At 66.2% G+C, this 18,643-nt stretch carries 15 protein-coding genes; 6 read left to right on the top strand and 9 right to left on the bottom strand.

What is annotated here, in order from left to right; genetic code table 11:
* The first annotated feature begins 96 nt into the window (after positions 1-96).
* Complete coding sequence (locus LMF57_RS10395; RefSeq protein ID WP_025874512.1) at positions 97-678, top strand: TetR family transcriptional regulator; 582 nt, start codon at positions 97-99, stop codon at positions 676-678.
* Between the two features lie 61 nt (positions 679-739).
* On the opposite strand, the gene LMF57_RS10390 is transcribed toward LMF57_RS10395, so the two are convergent.
* The gene (locus LMF57_RS10390) at positions 740-1,435 is read right to left on the bottom strand and encodes a type 1 glutamine amidotransferase domain-containing protein (protein WP_229289795.1); all 696 of its coding nucleotides are present in this window, start codon (positions 1,433-1,435) and stop codon (positions 740-742) included.
* Positions 1,436-1,451: 16 nt separating this feature from the next.
* Complete coding sequence (locus tag LMF57_RS10385) at positions 1,452-2,387, bottom strand: NAD-dependent epimerase/dehydratase family protein (protein WP_229289794.1); 936 nt, start codon at positions 2,385-2,387, stop codon at positions 1,452-1,454.
* A gap of 174 nt (positions 2,388-2,561) precedes the next feature.
* On the opposite strand from LMF57_RS10385, the gene LMF57_RS10380 reads away from it, so the two are divergent.
* A complete protein-coding gene (locus LMF57_RS10380; RefSeq protein WP_117310451.1) occupies positions 2,562-3,014 on the top strand; it encodes a MerR family transcriptional regulator in 453 nt (150 codons plus the stop codon).
* 26 nt (positions 3,015-3,040) lie between these two features.
* Here the strand turns inward: LMF57_RS10380 and LMF57_RS10375 are convergent, their stop codons facing one another.
* Positions 3,041-4,702: a fatty acid--CoA ligase gene (locus LMF57_RS10375; RefSeq protein WP_229289793.1), complete on the bottom strand. Its 1,662-nt coding sequence runs from the start codon at positions 4,700-4,702 to the stop codon at positions 3,041-3,043.
* Positions 4,703-4,727: 25 nt separating this feature from the next.
* Positions 4,728-6,572 (bottom strand): D-(-)-3-hydroxybutyrate oligomer hydrolase, encoded by a 1,845-nt coding sequence (locus LMF57_RS10370; protein WP_229289792.1) that lies wholly within the window; start codon positions 6,570-6,572, stop codon positions 4,728-4,730.
* An 88-nt stretch (positions 6,573-6,660) separates the two neighbouring features.
* On the opposite strand from LMF57_RS10370, the gene LMF57_RS10365 reads away from it, so the two are divergent.
* Positions 6,661-7,335, top strand: a complete 675-nt coding sequence (locus LMF57_RS10365; protein WP_025874518.1) for a response regulator transcription factor — start codon at positions 6,661-6,663, stop codon at positions 7,333-7,335.
* Positions 7,336-7,342: 7 nt separating this feature from the next.
* On the opposite strand, the gene LMF57_RS10360 is transcribed toward LMF57_RS10365, so the two are convergent.
* The 4 genes from LMF57_RS10360 to LMF57_RS10345 all read right to left on the bottom strand — a co-directional run bounded on the left by LMF57_RS10360 (position 7,343) and on the right by LMF57_RS10345 (position 14,291).
* The gene (locus LMF57_RS10360) at positions 7,343-10,675 is read right to left on the bottom strand and encodes a PAS-domain containing protein (protein ID WP_229289791.1); all 3,333 of its coding nucleotides are present in this window, start codon (positions 10,673-10,675) and stop codon (positions 7,343-7,345) included.
* A 69-nt stretch (positions 10,676-10,744) separates the two neighbouring features.
* Entirely contained in the window at positions 10,745-11,230 is a 486-nt protein-coding gene (locus LMF57_RS10355; protein ID WP_229289790.1) for a MaoC family dehydratase, read from the bottom strand.
* A complete protein-coding gene (locus LMF57_RS10350) occupies positions 11,227-12,105 on the bottom strand; it encodes an alpha/beta hydrolase (protein ID WP_229289789.1) in 879 nt (292 codons plus the stop codon). Before LMF57_RS10350 ends, LMF57_RS10355 begins: the two co-directional genes overlap by 4 nt.
* Positions 12,106-12,116: 11 nt before the next feature.
* On the bottom strand, positions 12,117-14,291 hold the full coding sequence (locus LMF57_RS10345) for a TonB-dependent receptor (RefSeq protein ID WP_229291384.1): 2,175 nt from the start codon (positions 14,289-14,291) through the stop codon (positions 12,117-12,119).
* 181 nt (positions 14,292-14,472) lie between these two features.
* Here LMF57_RS10345 and LMF57_RS10340 point away from each other — a divergent pair, with 181 nt between their 5' ends.
* The 3 genes from LMF57_RS10340 (at position 14,473) to LMF57_RS20190 (ending at position 17,465) form a co-directional block, all read left to right on the top strand.
* Entirely contained in the window at positions 14,473-15,876 is a 1,404-nt protein-coding gene (locus LMF57_RS10340; protein ID WP_229289788.1) for a GntP family permease, read from the top strand.
* An 87-nt stretch (positions 15,877-15,963) separates the two neighbouring features.
* Positions 15,964-16,968, top strand: coding sequence for a PHB depolymerase family esterase (locus tag LMF57_RS10335; RefSeq protein WP_229289787.1), 1,005 nt, complete (start codon positions 15,964-15,966; stop codon positions 16,966-16,968).
* A 185-nt stretch (positions 16,969-17,153) separates the two neighbouring features.
* Positions 17,154-17,465: an excalibur calcium-binding domain-containing protein gene (locus LMF57_RS20190; RefSeq protein ID WP_208082879.1), complete on the top strand. Its 312-nt coding sequence runs from the start codon at positions 17,154-17,156 to the stop codon at positions 17,463-17,465.
* A gap of 143 nt (positions 17,466-17,608) precedes the next feature.
* Here the strand turns inward: LMF57_RS20190 and LMF57_RS10330 are convergent, their stop codons facing one another.
* Positions 17,609-18,643 carry a methionine synthase gene (locus tag LMF57_RS10330; protein ID WP_229289786.1) on the bottom strand — a complete coding sequence of 345 codons (1,035 nt, stop codon included), beginning with the start codon at positions 18,641-18,643 and terminating at the stop codon, positions 17,609-17,611.

Below are 18,643 nucleotides of genomic sequence, written 5' to 3'. Positions count from 1 at the left end.
ACCATCATCATTGATGTCAATAGTTTGATGATGAATATAATCTATGTGTGTTAAAGTGCCCTCCACACGCGACAGGACTCCCAAGGGCGAAGGCTCATGAAGGTCACCAAGGCACAGGCGCAGGCCAACCGTGCACACATCGTCGAAACCGCCTCCACGCTGTTCCGCGAGCGCGGCTACGACGGCGTTGGGGTGGCCGACCTGATGGCCGCCGCTGGCTTCACCCATGGCGGCTTCTACAAGCATTTCGGCTCGAAGGCCGACCTGATGGCCGAAGCAGCCGCCTGCGGCCTGACCAGCTCGGCCGCAGCGGTGGCTGATCTGGATGTGCAGGCATTCGTGAGCGAGTACCTGTCCCGCGCGCACCGCGACGGGCCCGGCCAGGGTTGCACGCTGGCGGCGCTGTGCACCGACGCGGCGCGGCAGACGGACGCGGTCAAGGCTGCCTTTGCGGCCGGCATCGAGGCCAGGCTGGCAACACGGGCCACGCAGGAGGGGCAGGCGCAGCGCGATCCGGACGATGCGGCGCGTGCGCGCAGGATTGCGCTGATGGCTCAAGCGGTCGGCGCGCTGGTGCTGTCGAGGTCCTGCCCGGACGAATCGCCGCTGGCGGACGAAATCCTGGATGCATGCCGGGCGGATCTGCTGGCCCGGTTGCCAGCTGCGTCCAGCCGCTGAGCTGCGCCTTCCAGCGCCAGGACGTGCTGGAAGACGCTGCGCTGGAAGGCAATGGCCGGTGCTAGCCGGACGTGCGCAGCAGCGCCGCAACCGCCTTTGCCGTCGCCTTGGCCGACTGCGGATTCTGGCCGGTGACCAGCCTGCCATCGACAACCACCTTCGGCACGAACGGCAGTAGTCCCTTCTCGTACAGGGCGCCTCGCCGGGACATTTCCGCCTGCGCGTTGTACGGCATCTGCCTGGAAACACCCGCCAGGATTTCCTCGGTCCAGGAGAATCCTGTTAGCCGCCGGCCCTGCACCAGCAGCTGCCCATCGCTCAGCCGGGTATTGAGCAGGCCGCAATAGCCGTGGCAGACCGCCGAGACGATTCCGCCCTGCTCATGGATGTCCCGGGTGATTTTCTGGATGCCCTCGCTGTCCGGGAAATCCCACATCACCGCATGCCCACCGGTGAAGTAGATCGCGTCGTACGCGGCAGCGTCGACGTTGTCGGGGGCGAGCGTGTTGTCCAGCAGTGCCATGCGCGCCGGATCCTGCAGCCATGCCTTCGCCGAATGGTCCAGCGCCGGCCATTTCAGCGAGCGCGGCTCAAGTGGTGAGTGCCCGCCACGTGGGCTGACCAGGTGCTGTTCATGGCCTTGCCCGGCGAACAGGTCGTAGGCATGCGTCAGTTCCGACAACCAGAGCCCGGTCCTGTGGTTGGGCTCATCGTAATGCGCGACATTGGTGACAACATGGAGGATGCGACGGTTCATCGGATACGCCTCTGGCTCATTTTCGGGTTTCCCATTCGTGCTTGATCTGCCGCAGTCCTGCGTCGTAGCTGGTTACGGGAAAGTCGGGAAAGCGCTGCTTGAACTTTCCGGATTCGAAGCGATTGTCATGCTCATAGCGCGGCAGCAGCTCCCGAATCTCGCGCGCACCTTTCGAGAACAGGCCGGCGATGTACAGCGAAGTCCTGCCGAGGGTGGCATGGGTGTCCGGCCTGCCGAACACAGTGCAGGCCAGGGTGGCGAACTGGGCATAGGTCAATCTCGGCTCACTGCAGGGCAGATGCCACGTCTGGTTCTGCGCGTCGGGCGTATTGCCCAGCAGTGCGAGCGCGCGACTGGCGTCGGGCGTCCAGATCAGCGTTCTGAGGGTATCGTCGCGCAGTGGCACGCGCGGCGACTTGCCAGCCTTCAGCCTGTCGATGATCAGGGCATTGGTGAAGCTCTGCGTGCTGCCCGGGCCATAGAATTCCGGTGCTCGGGCGATGGTGACGGCGATGCGCCCGGCTGCCATCTCATCCAGGACCATGCGCGCCATCTCTGCGCGCACGCGTGCCTTCCTGCCGGCCGGCGCGAACACGGTGTCCTCGGTCTGCGCAGCCGCCGTCTGCGGATACATGTAGGTATTGTCGAAGTACGCAAATGCAGCGCCGGTGGCGACGGCGGCATCCAGCGCGTTCTTCAGCATGGAAGGAAACTGCCGCTCCCAGAGCCCTGAATCCGGCGGCAGCCCTGCGGTGAAATAGACGATGTCGCTGCCTTCAACGGCTTTCAGCGTCTGCTCTGCATCCAGCAGGTCCGCCGGCACAAGCTGGTCGCCCGTGTTGACCGGCCGCGGCGTGCGGCTCACCAGGCGAAGGTCGTCGGTGTAGGTGCGCTTCAGCGCGCGCGCCAGTTCCTGGGCGATCTGGCCGTTTGCTCCCAGAATGGTCTGCATCTCTTTTCCTTGGGCGTCTGGGCCTCTGATCGCTCGGGGTGGAAGTTCAGCCCAGGGCGCCCGCATTTCAGTGCCGCGCGGGTGCTCGCCAGACCGCCGTCGGCAACCTCTCACGCTGACGGTCGCGGCAGTGTATGTTTAAAGTCAACTTGAAGGTCAAGGGGCAGTGTCAAGATGAAAATCGGGGATCTGGCCAAGGCCACGGGCCTGGCCCCATCGCGCATCCGATTCTATGAGGCCGAAGGCCTGATCAGCGCGCCGCCCAGGGGGAGCAACGGCTACCGGATCTATTCCCCGGACGTATTGGGCGTGCTGCAGATCATCGACAACGCGCAACGCGTCGGCTTCTCACTTGATGAGATCCGGCATTTCCTGCCTGGGGGCACGCAGGCGTGCGATCACCAAGGCCTGGTCGAGTCGCTGGGCAGGCGCCTGGCCGAGATCCGGCGCTTGATCCTGCAACTGCAGGAGAACGAAGCGCGCCTGCTGGGCATCATCGAGGGTGTCACCCAACGCCCTGAGGGCATTTCCTGCACCGACAACCAGCTCAGGCTGATGGATCTGCTGGATCCTCCACGGCGCCAGCGGGACGGGCGCGCAGGGCGACCACGTAGAGGAATGAAGTGACCCTCCGTTGGCCGCAGGCCGCAGCGTCAACCTGCGTCGGTGGCTGCGCCCACATCATGCAGGCTGCGCAGCTTCTTCTTGTTGATCTTGCCCACGCTGGTGCGTTCCAGCGAATCGACGAAGCTGACGCGGTCGGGGATCGCGTAGCGGGAGATATCACCGGAGCGGCTGCGTGCTGCGACCAGTTCGATGATCTCCGCCTCGGTCACATCGCTGCCATGCTGCCGGACCACCAACGGCAGCGGTCGTTCGCCCCATTTCGTATCGCTGATGCCGATGACCGCGACCTCGTTGACCGCCGGATGCAGGGCGATGATGTCCTCCAGGGCGAGCGAGGAGATCCACTCGCCACCGGTCTTGATCACATCCTTGATGCGGTCGGTCACGCGCAGGTAGCCGCTGCCATCGATGTTGCCGATGTCCCCGGTGTGCAGGTAACCGCCGGCCCATAACGCCGTCGAAGCGTCCGGATTGTGCAGATAGCCCTGGGTGAGCCAGGGCGTGCGCACCACCACTTCCCCGGTGGCGATGCCATCGTGGGCAACATCATTCATGCGTTCGTCGACGATGCGCAGGTCAACCAGCGGCACCGGAATGCCGGCCTTGGTGCGCAGGGACAGCTCCTCGTCCGGGCCGTCCACGGCGTCGGCATCGATCTGCGCGAGGGTGAGCAGCGGGCAGGTTTCGGACATGCCGTAGCCACCGAAGATGTCGATGCCACGGGCCAGTGCCTGCTGCGCCAGTGCCCGCGGTAGTGCTGCACCACCGATGATCACCTTCCAGTTGCGCAGGTCGGTATCGGCAGCGGTGGGATGGCCCAGCAGCATATGCAGGATGGTCGGCACGCAGTGCGAGAACGTCACCTTCTCGCGGGCGATCAACGCCAGCAACGCGCCCGGCAGGTAGCGACCGGGGTAGACCTGCTTGATGCCCAGCAGCGTGGCCACGTACGGCATGCCCCAGGCATGGACATGGAACATCGGCGTGATCGGCATGTAGACATCGTCGCGGTGCAGGCGGCCCTGGCTGGACGCGCTGCCGAGGGCTGCCATCGCCGCAAGCGAGTGCAGTACCAGTTGCCGATGGCTGAAGTACACGCCTTTGGGCAGGCCCGTGGTGCCGGTCGTATAGAACGTGGTGGCGCGGGTGTTCTCGTCGAAGTCCGGGAAGCGGGTGATGGGCGTGGCCTCGCGCAGCCCGGCCTCATACTCGGTCGCGAAACCCGCTGGCAGCGGGCCCTCATCATCATCCAGCAGGATGCGTGTGCGCATGTCCGGCAGCTGTTCTTCGATGGCGTCCAGCACCGGCAGGAACTCGCGGTTGGCCAGGATCACCCGCGCACCGCTGTGATTGAGCGTATAGGCAATCTGCTCGGGCGCCAGGCGGATGTTCACCATCATCAGCACCGCTCCGATCATCGGCACGGCGAAATAGCTCTCCAGGTAGCGGTTGCTGTCCCAGTCCATCACCGCCACGGTATCGCCGCGCTTTACCCCGAGCGAGGTCAGCAGCCCGGCCAACTGGCCGATGCGCGCCTGCAGGGTGCGGTAGTCGAAGCGGACCTTGTCGCCGTAGACGATTTCCTGCCGTGGACGCACTGCCAGAGGTGTCAGCAGCAGCTGCTTGATCAGCAGGGGGTAGGCCTGAGGCTCGGCGGCGGGCGCGTCTGCGGCGGTGGCGAATGACATGTGATCTTCCTGATGGGGCGGCGCGTCAGCGGCCGGGGGGCGCGGGAATGGACAGCTGCTCGCGCAGCAGCGGCGCCTCCGCGCGTGGGCTCGGCTGGATGAGTGCATCCTGCGGCAGCGCTCGCGCTGGATCTTCAAGGTGTTCCCACACCTGGTCCATCGCCGCGAACAGGTAGGGCAGCAGCGGGACGTAGCGCTTCCGGTAGTCCGGGAAGGCCAGCAGCGAGTCGAAGTGCTGTGCCTTGTTCACCCGCCAATAGGCGATCTGCGCCCCGGCCTTGCGGGCAAGTGGCACGTAGCGATCACTGGTCATGCTGATCGGTACCAGCCCGTCGTCCAGGCCATGGATCACCACGATCGGCAGGCCGCGACGCGGCGCCTTGGCAGTCGCTGCGGTGATGCCGGCGCGTACCCGTCGGGCGTCGGCGCTGTCGCCCTCGCCGAGTGCACGCAGGCAGTTCAGGCCACGCAGCGGATCAGCTGCTGCCCCGGTGGCATTGCCGTCCACCAGAACCACGCCGCTGCCCGGCGGGATGCCACTGCCCTCGCTCCACCAGGTTGCACGAACCTCGGCCGTGGCCGCGTGGGGTCTGCCGTCGGTGCCGGCGGCCGAGAAGCTGTACGCGCAGGGATGTTCGCCCGTGGCGTAGCGTCCATAGGCTGACGAGTAAGTCGCTGCGATGGCGCGCCACAGATCGAAGCCGGTGGAGAATGCGCCGGCGCGAAGTGCATCGGCGCTCAAACCCGCGTCGAGCAGCTGCTGCCGTGCCGACCGTGCCTGTGCTGCAGTGTCATCGCCTTGCACCAACCCAGCGGATTTCAGCGTGGCACATCGCTGGGTCCACCCTGGCACGGCCTGCGCCCGCATCGGCGGTTGTGGTAGATCGTCCTCGGTCAGCAGGGCACAGGGCATCAGCAACGCGGCCTGGGTGACGAAGTCATACAGCGCTGGTGCGCCGGCCACCGAGACATTGGGTTCGCCGGCCACCATCGCATCGAACCAGTCGCCTTCGATCTCCGCGGCGCGCAGCACGGCGCCACCGCCATTGGATACGCCCACGCCCAGCGTGCGTGTATTGGCCGCAGTGAACGGGGCCGCTTGCGGATAGGCGCGGTCCAGCGCCTGCAGGCCGAACTGCAGCGCCTGCAGCAGATGGCGGCCCCAGTCCGCTTCCGGGTTGTCACCGGAATGGGCATGTTTGAAGGCGATTCCCTGCGTGGCGGTCGCACCCGCAGGAATGAAGGCCAACGCGCCTTGGCTGGCTGGCGTGCCGTCTGCCTGGAAGCCGGCCTTGGTGTCCAGATCGTAGTAATCACTGCCGGCGCCCTTGTCGGTATAGGCGACCGCGCAGCCATGTGTCAGGCCCCAGCTGCCGGCAACCGCGATCGCGCCATGGATGCCACGCGAGCCGGAAGATGCCGCGACGACCAGGCAGCGCCGCGCGGCGTCGAAGCTGTCGGGCACCTGCACCAGTACCCGATGGGGATGGCGGGCGCCGGGAACGTGCGCATAGGCGGAGAACTCGCGCCCGGGTACCGCCTGCAGGCTGCCGTAGACATCGCCAAAGCCGCCGCCGGGTGTCAGGTCGGCGATGCCGCGCCAGCTGCTCCAGATCGCACGACGCCGTGCTTCCTCGGCTGTGGGCTGGGCCGGGTTGGCAAACGCCGGCGCGGTGGCCGAGCGCAGGGCGTCGATGCCCAGGCCTGCGGTCAGCAGTTCGTCGCTGTCGCGATGCTGGGTTTCCCGCCACTGCTCGAACACCGGAACAGCGGTAGTGGGGCGGGGCGGGGCGGCGTGGGTGCTGGAGATGCTGCCCAGAAGCAATGGCAGCGCGGCGCACAGCAGCATGACGGGGCGGTGGATGTTCATTGCTCCACCCTAACCATCCGGGCGGCGCACGCCAGCGTACCTTGGTACCCGTGCCCAGGCGCGGGCGATTTGCTAACCTCGGCTGGACATGCCGACCCTGCTCATCGCCGATGACCACCCCTTGTTCCGCGCGGCGCTGCATCGCGCCGCCGAAGAGGCGGTGGCTGACCTGCAGATCAGCGAGGCCGATTCGCTGCACGGCGTGCTCGAAGCGATCGAGAGCCAGCAGATCGATCTGATGCTGCTGGACCTGCACATGCCGGGCAACCACGGCCTGGCCGGACTGGCGACCATACGTGCGCTGCAACCGGGGCTGGCGATCATCATCGTTTCGGCCAATGAAGAGCCGCACGTGATCCGCCGCGCCATCGACCTGGGCGCAGCCGGGTACCTGCCCAAGAGCTCCGGCCTGACTGACCTGCAGTCCGCACTGCAGACCGTGCTGGAAGGTGAGCGCTGGATACCGGCGCTGCTGCGCGAGCCGGTGGCGCGGGTGGCCCCCTTCAGCAAGGACGCCGATCTTGCCGCGCGCTTGTCCAGCCTGTCCGCGCATCAGTACAAGGTGCTGAGCCTGGTGGCCGAAGGGCTGCTCAACAAGCAGATCGCCGACCGGCTGGGCGTGCAGTTGCGCACGGTCAAGGCACACATGACCCGCATCATGGGGCGACTGGGCGTGCGCAATCGCGCGCAGGCCATCCGCGTGCTGCACGAGATGGGGTTGACCGACCCATCCCGGCAGATCGAAGACGCGCAGGACGCCTGATCCTTCGTCAGGTCCTTTCCGTGCTGGCCGTTGCCAGCAGATGGTTGATCGCCCAGCGCAGCGCCAGTGGCTTGAACGGTTTGTTCAGCAGCGACAGGCCCACACTGCGTACCGCCTCGCGCGTGTCATTGCCGGTATCGGCGCTGAGGATCACCGTCGGCCGCGCACCATGCACGGCGACGAGGCGCTTCCACAGTGCGACGCCGGTATCGCCCTCATCAAGGTGGTAGTCGAACAGCCACAGTGCCGCCTCATGTGCGGACGCGCCCAGCGCAGCGACATCACGCGCCGCGATGACATCGCAGCCCCAGGCAAGCAGCATCAGCCGCATTGCCTCCAGCGCCTCCGCATCGTTGTCGACCACCAGCACGCGGATGCCCTTGATGCTGCTGTTGCCAGCGGCGGGCTCAGTGCGTGGCGCCTCAGGCGGCGCTGCCCGCGCCACGGTGATGGAAAAGGCCGAGCCGCGATCCAGTTCGCTTTGCAGTTCCAACGGTGCATGCAGCAGGTCGGCAATGCGGTGCGCGATGGTCAGGCCAAGACCGAGGCCCTGGCCATTGCTGCGGTCGCCACGGTGGAATTCCTCGAACACCACGGCTTGTTGCTCTGGCGCGATGCCGGGGCCGCTGTCATGTACGCCGATCGACAGAGCCTTGCCGTGCCGGCGAACGCCCAGCAGTACGCCGCCACGGCGGGTGTAGCGGATGGCGTTGGCCAGGAAGTTCTGCAGTACGCGGCGCAGCAGCAACGGGTCGCTGTGCACCCACGCGCGGGTGCGCACATGGCGGAGCTGCAGGCCGCGTGCCGCGGCCAGCACGGCGAACTCCTGCGCAAGCGGCTCCAGCACGGTCGACAATGCGAACGGGCGCGGATCGGCCACCAGGCCACCGGCTTCCAGTCGCGAAATATCCAGCAGGCCCGACAGCAGATCGTCGGTGGAATCCAGCGCGCCGCGAATCTGGCGCAGGAAGCTGTCCAGGAATTCCGATTCAATGTGCTGCGACATGGCGTCGGTCAACAGCTGCGCCGCATGCAGGGGCTGGATCAGGTCATGGCCGACCGCGGTCAGGAAGCGGGTCTTGGCCACGTTGGCGCGCTCGGCTTCATGCACGGCCTGTTCAAGCCGGGCGGTGCGGTCCTGCACGCGGCGCTCCAGGGTTTCGTTGCTGCGCTTGAGCGCGTCCTCTGCCCGCCGGAACGCGGTGACATCGGTGAAGGTGGCCACATAGCCGCCACCGGGCATCGGGTTGCCTCGGATCTCAACGATGGTGTTGTCCGGGAAAATCCGCTCGGAAAGGTGCGGCGTGCCGCGCCGCATGTGCACCACCCGCCGCTGCAACGCCTTGTCACGCGAGTCACCAGGGGTGTCGCCGATCTTCAGCTGTCCCAACGCCCACGCCGTCAGGTTCGACACCGGTTGCCCCACCTGCAGCAGCTCCGGCGGGAACTTGAACAGCGCGGCGTAGCGGCTGTTCCAGGCCACCAGCTGCAACTGCGCATCGACCACGCTGATGCCCTGGCTCATGTTCTCCAGGGCAGCCTCCAGCAGGCGTTGGTTGAAGCGCAGCACCTGGGTGGCTTCGCCGACCGCGCGGGTGACGGCGTCCAGCGGCGCAGCGCCCCCATCGCGTGCCGCCTCCACCAGCAGTCGCGCCATGCCTGCACCGACCACGGCGGTCAGTTCGCGTTCGATGGCGGTCACCCGGTCGTCGTCCAGCATCTGCCCGGCGTGCCCGTCCATCAGCTGCCGTGCCCGCTCCTGGCCGAGGAAGCGACCAGCCGTCTTGCGCAACGATGCAGCGGCCACCGCGTCGCGCTGCCGAGGCATCGGTGGACGCACCGCGCGCGACACCAGCACCACGGTTACCAGGTTGACGGCCAGGCTGGCGCCCATGCTGATGGCGATATGGCCCGGCTGCATGCGCAGCGAGAACATCGCCAGCCAGTGCAGTCCGTCGGGACCGGCCGACGCCAGCGGGGCAGGGAGCACCATGGGCAGCAGCACCAGCCACAACCAGACCAGCGAGCCCAGTACGATGCCGGCGATGATGGCCGGGGAGGGCGTGCGCGGACGGTACACCGCCAGCAGCACCGCCGGTGCCAGCTGCGAGAGCGCGGTGAACGACATCAGGCCGAAATCGCTGAGCGCCTCGGTGCCGCTCATCGCACGGCTGTACAGCCACGACATCAGGAACACGGCGAGGATGCCGGCGCGCCGGAAGGCCAGCACCCGCGGTCGTAGATCCGCGCCGGTGTTGAAGCCATTGACACCGCTCAGCAGGCGCGAGCCCACACCGTGGTTGCCGAGCATGATCGACAGGGTCAGCCCGGACAGGATCATCATGCCGGTGGCGGCACTCAGGCTGCCCAGGTATGCCAGCAGTGCCAGCAGGTGATGGCCGCGCTCCTGCGGCAGGGCCAGCACGTACAGATCCGGCGTCATCGAGGGCGGCAGCTGCGCGGCACCGGCCAGTGCCATCGGCACCGACGGCAGGCCGATCAACAGCAGGTAGACCGGGAACAGCCAGCGCGCCGTCTTCAGGTCCGATGACTGGCGCAGCTCGACCACGCCCACATGGAACTGATGGGGCAGGGTGAACGCGGCCATGGCACCGAGCGCCACCATGGTCAGGTAATCCGGCACCACTGCCGGCGGCGGCAGGTGGGCCATCTTCTCAAGCAGCGGCGTGCCGGCCTTGTGCACCGATAGCGCGGCATACAGGCCAATGGCCAGCAGTGCCGTCAGCTTCAACAGCGATTCCAGGCCCAGCGCGACCACGATGCCGCGGTTGTGTTCGGTCGCCGACGCCTTGCGTGCGCCGAACAGGGTGGTGAACGCCGCCATCGTCAGTGCGAACCAGAACGACATGTCCAGCTGCCAGCCAACGGGTGCGAACTGATCACCGAGCAGGGCAGCAAGGCCCTGGCTGACCGCTTTCAGCTGCAGCGCGATGTAGGGAATGATGCCGAACAGCGCGACCAGGGTAATGGTGATGCCCAGCCCTTGGTCGGCACGCAGTCGCGCGACCACCAGGTCGGCGATGGTGGCGCTGTTGTGCTGCTTGGCCAGCCGCCCCAGCCGCACCAGGAACGGCAGGCCGAAGGCAAAAATGAGGGCCATGCCGATCAGTGTCGGCGGAATCGGGAAGCCCCATTGCACGCCCTGCGAGGCAGCCCCGTAGTAGGTCCACGCCGTGCAGTGCACGCCCAGGGACAGCGCGTAGATGCCCGGCCATGCCTTCGACAGCCGATGCCCCTGGCGTTCCCCCCACAGGGCGACGCCGAACAGCAGCACGGTCCACGCGATGCAGGCGAACAGGACGATGGAAGGCGTCAACATCGCTCCAGTGTAGAGAGAACCGCGGCCGGCGGGCAGCCGGCCCGCCCCGCGCGGGAGGACGGTGCGGCGCTAGTCGGCGAGCACGATCAGCGACAGCTGTTCGGCGACCACGGCTGTCTCGCCGGCGGGAACCACTTCCACGGTCTTGTGCTGGGCCAGCAGCCACTGCCCGGGCCTGCGCGCTTCCAAGGACATCAGCTGCGAGCGCACCCGTACCTCGGAACCGCTCGGCACCGGCGCCAGGAAGCGGACCTTGTTCAAGCCGTAGTTCAGTACGTGGGCGATGCCGGGAAAACCGGCCAGGGCCGCCACGTCGTCCTCTACGGTAAGCGAGAGCAGAAGGAAGCCATGGGCGATGGTCAGCCCGCCCGGCAGGCCGGTCTGTGCGCGGGCCGGATCGGTGTGGATCCAGTTGTGGTCACCGGTGGCCTCGGCGAAGGCATTGATGCGCGACTGCGCGATGCGCGTGCTGCCGCTCAGCCGTTCGCTTGCCGCCCATTGGTGCAGGGCCTGCAGGGCGGCAGGCAGCGCATCCCTCGACACGCCGGAACTCATCGCACGCGCTCCAGCAATGCCAGGATCGCGTCACGCGCCTCGGGCTCGGACAGCATCGGCGCATGGCCTACCTCCGGTACCTCAACGAGGCGGGCGTTGGGCGACGTGGCGGCCATCTGCTGCGCGACATCGGCAGGCAGGATGTCCGACAACGCTCCGCGGACCACCAGCACCGGCACGCGTGCGGTCAGCCCACGCACCGCACGCCACAGCACCGGGCGCAGCAGCCACAGCAGCCACGGCCGCGTGGTGCGGATCACCGCCGGGTCGTAGTCCAGTTCCAGCAGAGCATCGCTGCGCTGGCGGAACGTGCGTACGGCCATCGCCCGCCAGTCGTCGGCGGTGAAGCGCGGGAACGCGGCCTTGCCGATGGACTCCACATAGGTCGTGGCCTGTGCCAGGTCCATCGGTGGCACGGGCTTGCCGGCGTACTTGCCGATCCGCGCCAGCGCGTCGCGCGGCACCTTGGGGCCGGCATCGTTCAGGACTGCCGCGGCGATCAGCCCGGGCGCACGCGAGGCCAGGGTGATGGTGACCAGCACCCCCAGCGAGGTGCCGACGAATACCGCCTTGTCGATGTTCTGCGACCGCAGCAGCGCCACCATGTCGTCGGCATAGGTGCGCGGGTTGTAGCTGGACGGGTCCGATGCGCGTTCCGAACCTGCGCGTCCTCGCAGGTCAACCGCGATCACCCGCCAACCCGCAGCAGTCAGCGATGCGGCCAGCGCATCGAAGTCGGCGCCATTGCGGGTCAGGCCCGGGATGCAGACCACGGTGCCGCGCGCCGGCTGCGCGCCTGCAGGTGCATGGTCACGCGCATGCAGGCGCAGGCCATCGTCACTTTTCCAGTACAGATCATCGTAAGACGGTGTCATGCAGAAGCTTCCTAGAAATCGTAACGGACGCTGAGGCTATATTGGCGCGGCGGCCCATAGAAACCAATCAGCGTGCCGACCGCCGGAATGTTGTAACCGGTGGTGCGGTATTCCTTGTCGGCCAGGTTGGTGCCCTGCAGCGAGAAGGTCCAGGCGTCGTCAAGCTTCCAGGTCACGCCGGCATTGACCAGCCCGTAGCCGTCCTGGCGGATCACCGGGCTCAGATCGGTGGTCGGCCACACTTCACTCTGGTAGCTGTAGCTCACCCGTGCGGACAGGTTGCTGCCATTGGCCAGGTCGGTGCGGTACTCCACGTTCAACGCGCCCGAGAAGTCCGGTGCGTTGGTGAACTTCATCTGCTTGGCCACGTTGGCGCCGCGGTCCAAGTACTCGTCATACTTGGCATCCAGCCAGGCCAGGTTGCCGGAGATCAGCCAGTGCTGGCTGGGCAGGTACTGGTACTCGATTTCCAGGCCGTTGATGGTGCCGGCGCCGGCATTGGTGAAATCGCCGAAGAAGGCATCGTCGACACCGTCGCCGTTGGTATCGATGCCGGTGAACACCGACAGCTGGATGTCCTTGTACTTGTTGTGGAACGCCGACAGGTTCAGGAACAGGCGCTGGTCGAGGAAGGCCATCTTGCTGCCGATCTCGAAGCTGTCGACCGTCTCGTCATCGAACGGCTCGGCCGAGCGTGGCACGGCAACGGCATTGGCGCGGATGTTGTAGCCGCCCGACTTGAAGCCACGCGTGGCCAGGCCGTAGACCATGATGTCCGGAGTGATCTGGTAGTCCAGCGACACCTTGGGCGAGACGTTCTTGAAATTGGTCTTCTTGTCGAAATCGGCGGCGACCGCGATCGGACGGGTGAACGTCGCATCCGAATAGAAGCGGTTGAGCACGATCGCGCGCTTGTCCTCGTCGGTGTAGCGGGCGCCGACGTCCAGCTTCAGCTTGCTGGTCAGGTCGAAGGTCCAGTCGGCATACAGCGCGATGCTGTCGGTCAGCACCTTGCCACGGGTGTCGCCGAACTGCAGGTTGAAGAAGTTGTTGCGGATCTGTCCACCGGCCTCGCCACTGAACTGGTACAGGCCCACCACGCCGCGCACGCGGCCGCCGGCATCGTAGTTCAGCTGCACCTCGTTGCTGACCTGGTCGTCATGGTAAGTGCCACCCACATCGGCCAGCTTGACCGGCGTGCTGTCGAAGTCGATGTTCGCGTCGCTGTCCGATTCGCGCTTGGCCACCACGTATTTCAGCGCAACGTCTTCGCTGGGCCGCCAGTTCACCGTGGCCGAGGCGCCCTTGGTCTCCACGCTGTTGAGGTTGCGCATGCCCGAGCGGATGTCGTAGCGGTCATCCATCGGCGGGTAGGCGCGCACGAACGGGTTGGGTGCCAGCATCTTCGACCCACGCATGCCCGACTGGTCGTCGATCCAGTCCAGGGCGAACTGCACGTCGAAATCATCGCCCGCATACGCACCCAGGTTGAAGCGCGCAGCATTGATCTGCTTGTCACTGACCGGCTGGTCGGTGAAGGTGTTCTCGCCGAAGCCGTCACGATTCATGCTGGCCACCGCCACGCGCGCGCGCAGGCCACTGTCGGCCCCGCCGATCGGGCCGCCGATCGCCGCCTTGGCGTCCAGCTGGCTGTAATTGCCCACGGTGATCTGGGCGAAGCCTTCGGTCTGGGTGGGCAGGCCGCGCGAGATGTACTTGATGGCACCGCCGATGGTGTTCTTGCCGTACAGCGTGCCCTGCGGACCGCGCAGCACCTCGATGCGCGAGACGTCGAACACGTCCAGCAACGCACCCTGCGGACGGGCGATGTAGACGTCGTCCAGGTAGATGCCCACGCCCGGGTCAGCGCCCCAGGTGGGATCGGACTGGCCGATGCCGCGGATGTAGGCGGTGACCGTGCTGCTGGCGCCGCGCGCCGCGTAGATGGTCAGGTTGGGGACCTGTCCATCAAGGTCGCTGATGTCCTGGACGTTCATCTTGTCCAGGGCTTCGGACGTAAAGGCGGTGACGGCAACCGGCACCTCCTGCAGGGTTTCCTCGCGCTTGCGTGCGGTCACCGTGATGCTGTCCAGGTTGGTGGCCGAAGCGGTGCGGGCGGCTGCCGGCGCGCCCTGCGGTGCGTCCTGCGCCAGGACCGGCCCGGTGGCCAGCAGCGTGCCGATCATCAGGCTCAAGCAATTCCGTTTCATTCGGTCCTCCCCCAAGGCATGTACGCGGCGAATGGCCCATTGCCACCCATGGACGCTAGGCTAGCGGCGCGGTTGCGCACCGGCGAGTGGACCTAGGTCCAGTCGGCAGCGGTCGCCAGATCCGGATACTGAGCGCGTCCCCACCCGGAAGCGCCGTATGTCGTTACTGATCGTACTTGCAGCGCTGGCCTTCCTCATCCTGGTGGCCTACCGCGGTTACAGCGTGATCCTGTTCGCGCCCATCGCCGCGCTTGGCGCAGTGCTGCTCACCGATCCCTCGCTGGTGGCACCGATGTTCACCGGCTTGTTCATGGACAAGATGGTCGGCTTCCTCAAGCTCTACTTTCCGGTGTTCCTGCTGGGCGCCGTGTTCGGCAAGCTGATCGAACTTTCCGGCTTCTCCCGCTCGATCGTGGGTGCAGCGATCCGCTTGTTCGGACCGCAGCGGGCGATGCTGTCGATCGTGCTGGTGTCGGGCCTGCTGACCTATGGCGGCGTGTCATTGTTCGTGGTGGTGTTCGCGGTCTATCCGTTCGCGGCCGAGATGTTCCGCCAGAGCAACATCCCCAAGCGCCTGATTCCGGCCACGCTGGGGGTGGGCGGCTTCAGCTTCACCATGGACGCGTTGCCGGGTACGCCGCAGATCCAGAACATCATCCCGACCACGTTCTTCGGCACCGATACCTGGGCGGCTCCGGTGCTGGGTACGCTGGGCAGTGTGTTCGTGCTTGCGGTGGGCATGGCCTACCTGGAGTGGCGCCGTCGCGCGGCGGTGCGCAGTGGCGAGGGCTACGGAGACCCGGCCACCCTGGTGAACGAGCCGGCGCCGTTCGCAGGCACCCATCTGGCACACGCGGGCATTGCCGTGATGCCGCTGCTGCTGGTGTTTGTGTCCAACAAGCTGTTCACCCTGGGCATACCGCAGTGGTACGGCGCCGAACACAGCTTCGTGCCGTCGATCATGGGCAGTGCCGCGCCGGTGGTGCAGGGCGTGGCGAAGATCACCGCAATCTGGGCCGTGCTGGGGGCGCTGCTGGTTGGCATCCTGTCGGTGCTGGCGCTGGCCTGGCGCCCGGTGGTCACCCAGTTCGCCGAGGGCACCAAGGCGGCGATCGGGGGTGCCGTGCTGGCAGCGATGAACACCGCCTCGGAATATGGCTTCGGTGCGGTCATCGCCGCGTTGCCCGGCTTCATGGTGGTGGCCAACGCGCTGGGGGCGATCAAGGACCCCTTGCTGCATGAAGCGGTCACCGTAACCGGTCTGGCCGGTGTCACCGGCTCTGCATCGGGCGGCATGAGCATCGCCCTGGCGGCAATGTCGGAGACCTTCATCGCCAACGCGCAGGCTGCCGGCATCCCGATGGAGGTGCTGCATCGTGTTGCCGCGATGGCATCGGGCGGCATGGACAGCCTGCCGCACAACGGTGCGGTCATCACCCTGCTGATGGTCACCGGGCTGACCCATCGGCAGGCCTACAAGGACATTTTCGCAGTGACCATCATCAAGACCCTCGCGGTGTTCGTGGTGATCGGCATCTACTACGCCACCGGCTGGGTTTGACAGCGGCGTCGCAGCACCCTCTGGAAGGTCGGTCCACGAGGATTTCCGGTACCACTTCATCCACGACTCACGCATGAGGATCTGGTCATGAAATCTGGAATCGATTCAATCAAGGCGCTGTTGCTGCTGCTGTGCACCTGGCTGGCCACCACGGGCGCCGCCTCTGCGGCAGCCCCACCCGGGCATTGGGACGTCGGCCTGTACGGCAATCTGTTCGGCGCCCGCGAGTACCAGGTGTGGGTGCCGGCCGGCTACGACGAAACGCGGCCATTGCCCCTGTTGCTGGTGCTGCACGGCTGCGTGACCGGGCCGAACCTGATGGGCGAGGCCTCAGGCTTCAACGAGGTCGCCGACACCGAAGGCTTCATCGTGGTCTACCCGCGGCAGAACGTGACCTCCAACCCCGCACGCTGCTGGAACTGGCAGCTGCCGATCAACCAGGCGCGCGACAGTGGCGAAGCCTCCATCCTGGCCGGCATCGTGGACAAGGTGAAGGCGGGCTACAGCATCGATCCGCACCGGGTGTACGTCACCGGCATTTCCGCCGGCGGGGCGATGACTTCGATCATGCTGGCCTGCTATTCGGATGTGTTCGCGGCGGGCGCGATCCACTCCGGCGGCATGTACAAGGGCGCGACCACGATCTCCGGCAGCGCCTATGCGCTGTTGGCCGGCAGCATCTACTCACCGGACAGCAACGGGCGGCTGGCCTGGCAGTGCTCGGGCTCGCCGTCGCCGCGGCCGATCCCGGTGCTGGTCTTCCATGGCACCGCCGACGCCACGGTGAACCCGATCAACGGGCAGCAGGCCGTGCGCCAGTTCCTGCAGACCAACGACCTGGCCGACGATGGCGTGGACAACGACTCGGTGAAGTACGTGCCGACCAGCACCTTCCACGGCCAGGTGCCGGGTGGGCGTGCCTACACGGTTGACTCCTACACCTATGGCGGCAGGACGCTGGTCCAGCATTACGTGGTGCAGGGGATGGGGCATGCCTGGAGCGGCAGCCAGTCCGGGCTGCCGTTCACCGATCCCGAGGGGCCGGATGCCACGTTGATTACCTGGCTGTTCCTGAAGGATCAGCAGCGCTGAGTGTGGAGGCACAGGAGCAGGGGAGGCGGCGCCAGTGTGGGAGCGGTGGGCTCCCGCACTGGCGTGCGGCCTTTGCCTTGTAGCGTCGAGCCGACGGGACGGCTAGGCCGCGTGCTAGCCTTGTCAGCGGGAAACACGCCTGACAGGGGGGCATTGTCATCCACGCGAATCTCACTTTTGCGGTCGTGATCGCATTGGCGTTACCTGTCGGGGCGTTAGCGCACAGCGGCGGTCTCGACAAGAACGGCTGCCATACCAATCGCACAACGGGCGACTACCATTGCCATCGAGGTGGCCCGGTTGCACCTCGCAACTTCGACGCACCCCGCAACAATTTCACTCCAGGGCGTGCGCGCAGATCAGGTGCATTCGCAAACTGCGCCGAAGCCCGCGCAGCCGGTGCGGCACCTGTGCGCCGTGGAGATCCTGGATATGGGCCCCACCTTGATCGTGACAATGATGGGGTGGGGTGTGAGCCCTATCGTGGGCGCAGGTGAGGCGGGGGTACGGTTGCACGTCAGTGGTGCACGCTCGCCGGCAGCCGAGTTGAAGATGAATTGCAATAAGGTGGGGGCACCCCCCACCTGCATTGACTAGAGATCACGCGCTGGGCAGGGCGCCCGCAGGCGCGCCGTCCTGCTCAGCCGCGGGCCAGAATCTCGTCGCGGATGATCTGTGCGCCCGCGCTGAGCGCGCGCAGCTTGCCTCGCGCCACGTCACGCGACAGCGGCGCCATGCCGCAGTTGGTGCTGGGGTAGAGCTTGTCGGCATCCACGAACTGCAGGGCCTTGCGCAGCGTGTTGGCCACTTCTTCCGGCGTTTCGACCGTGCTGGACGCCACATCGATGGCACCGACCATCACCTTCTTGCCGCGCACCAGCTCGATCAGGTCAATCGGCACGTGCGAGTTGTGGCATTCCAGCGAGATGATGTCGATGCTGGACGTCTGCAGCTTCGGGAACGATTCTTCATACTGGCGCCATTCCGAACCCAGCGTCTGCTTCCAGTCGGTGTTGGCCTTGATGCCGTAGCCGTAGCAGATATGCACTGCGGTTTCGCACTTGAGCCCTTCGACCGCGCGTTCCAGTGCAGCGACACCCCAATCGTTCACTTCGTCGAAGAACACATTGAAGGCTGGTTCGTCGAACTGGATGATGTCGACGCCGGCCGCCTCCAGTTCCCTGGCTTCCTGGTTGAGGATCCCGGCGAACTCCCATGCCAGCTTTTCGCGGCTCTTGTAGTGCGCATCGTAGAGCGTGTCGATCATGGTCATCGGGCCCGGCAGCGCCCACTTGATCGGCTGCGTGGTGTGCCTGCGCAGGAACTTCGCGTCCTCCACGAACACCGACTTCGGACGACTCACCGCACCCACCACGGTGGGCACGCTGGCGTCGTAGCGGTCGCGGATGCGGACGGTTTCGCGCTTTTCGAAATCGACACCACTGAGGTTCTCGATGAACGTGGTGACGAAATGCTGCCGTGTCTGCTCACCATCACTGACGATGTCGATGCCGGCATGCTGCTGCTCCTGCAGGGACAGGCGCAGGGCATCCTGCTTGCCCTCCAGCAGCTCTTCATCCTGCAGCTTCCAGGGCGACCAGAGCTTTTCCGGCTGTGCAAGCCAGGACGGCTTGGGCAGGCTGCCGGCGGTCGAGGTGGGCAGTAGTTTCTTCAT

The sequence above is a fragment of the Stenotrophomonas sp. SI-NJAU-1 genome (assembly GCF_020883215.1).
Classification (GTDB): Bacteria; Pseudomonadota; Gammaproteobacteria; order Xanthomonadales; family Xanthomonadaceae; genus Stenotrophomonas; species Stenotrophomonas indicatrix.
The sequence above is the reverse complement of the archived record's forward strand: the minus strand, read 5'-3'. Positions and strand labels throughout refer to the sequence as shown.

Excerpts from the sequence above, each read along its gene's own strand:
- LMF57_RS10395 (WP_025874512.1), top strand. The coding sequence starts at position 97 with ATGAAGGTCACCAAGGCACAGGCGCAGGCCAACCGTGCACACATCGTC.
- LMF57_RS10390 (WP_229289795.1), bottom strand. The coding sequence starts at position 1,435 with ATGAACCGTCGCATCCTCCATGTTGTCACCAATGTCGCGCATTACGAT.
- LMF57_RS10385 (WP_229289794.1), bottom strand. The coding sequence starts at position 2,387 with ATGCAGACCATTCTGGGAGCAAACGGCCAGATCGCCCAGGAACTGGCG.
- LMF57_RS10380 (WP_117310451.1), top strand. The coding sequence starts at position 2,562 with ATGAAAATCGGGGATCTGGCCAAGGCCACGGGCCTGGCCCCATCGCGC.
- LMF57_RS10375 (WP_229289793.1), bottom strand. The coding sequence starts at position 4,702 with ATGTCATTCGCCACCGCCGCAGACGCGCCCGCCGCCGAGCCTCAGGCC.
- LMF57_RS10370 (WP_229289792.1), bottom strand. The coding sequence starts at position 6,572 with ATGAACATCCACCGCCCCGTCATGCTGCTGTGCGCCGCGCTGCCATTG.
- LMF57_RS10365 (WP_025874518.1), top strand. The coding sequence starts at position 6,661 with ATGCCGACCCTGCTCATCGCCGATGACCACCCCTTGTTCCGCGCGGCG.
- LMF57_RS10360 (WP_229289791.1), bottom strand. The coding sequence starts at position 10,675 with ATGTTGACGCCTTCCATCGTCCTGTTCGCCTGCATCGCGTGGACCGTG.
- LMF57_RS10355 (WP_229289790.1), bottom strand. The coding sequence starts at position 11,230 with ATGAGTTCCGGCGTGTCGAGGGATGCGCTGCCTGCCGCCCTGCAGGCC.
- LMF57_RS10350 (WP_229289789.1), bottom strand. The coding sequence starts at position 12,105 with ATGACACCGTCTTACGATGATCTGTACTGGAAAAGTGACGATGGCCTG.
- LMF57_RS10345 (WP_229291384.1), bottom strand. The coding sequence starts at position 14,291 with ATGATCGGCACGCTGCTGGCCACCGGGCCGGTCCTGGCGCAGGACGCA.
- LMF57_RS10340 (WP_229289788.1), top strand. The coding sequence starts at position 14,473 with ATGTCGTTACTGATCGTACTTGCAGCGCTGGCCTTCCTCATCCTGGTG.
- LMF57_RS10335 (WP_229289787.1), top strand. The coding sequence starts at position 15,964 with ATGAAATCTGGAATCGATTCAATCAAGGCGCTGTTGCTGCTGCTGTGC.
- LMF57_RS10330 (WP_229289786.1), bottom strand. The coding sequence starts at position 18,643 with ATGAAGAAACTACTGCCCACCTCGACCGCCGGCAGCCTGCCCAAGCCG.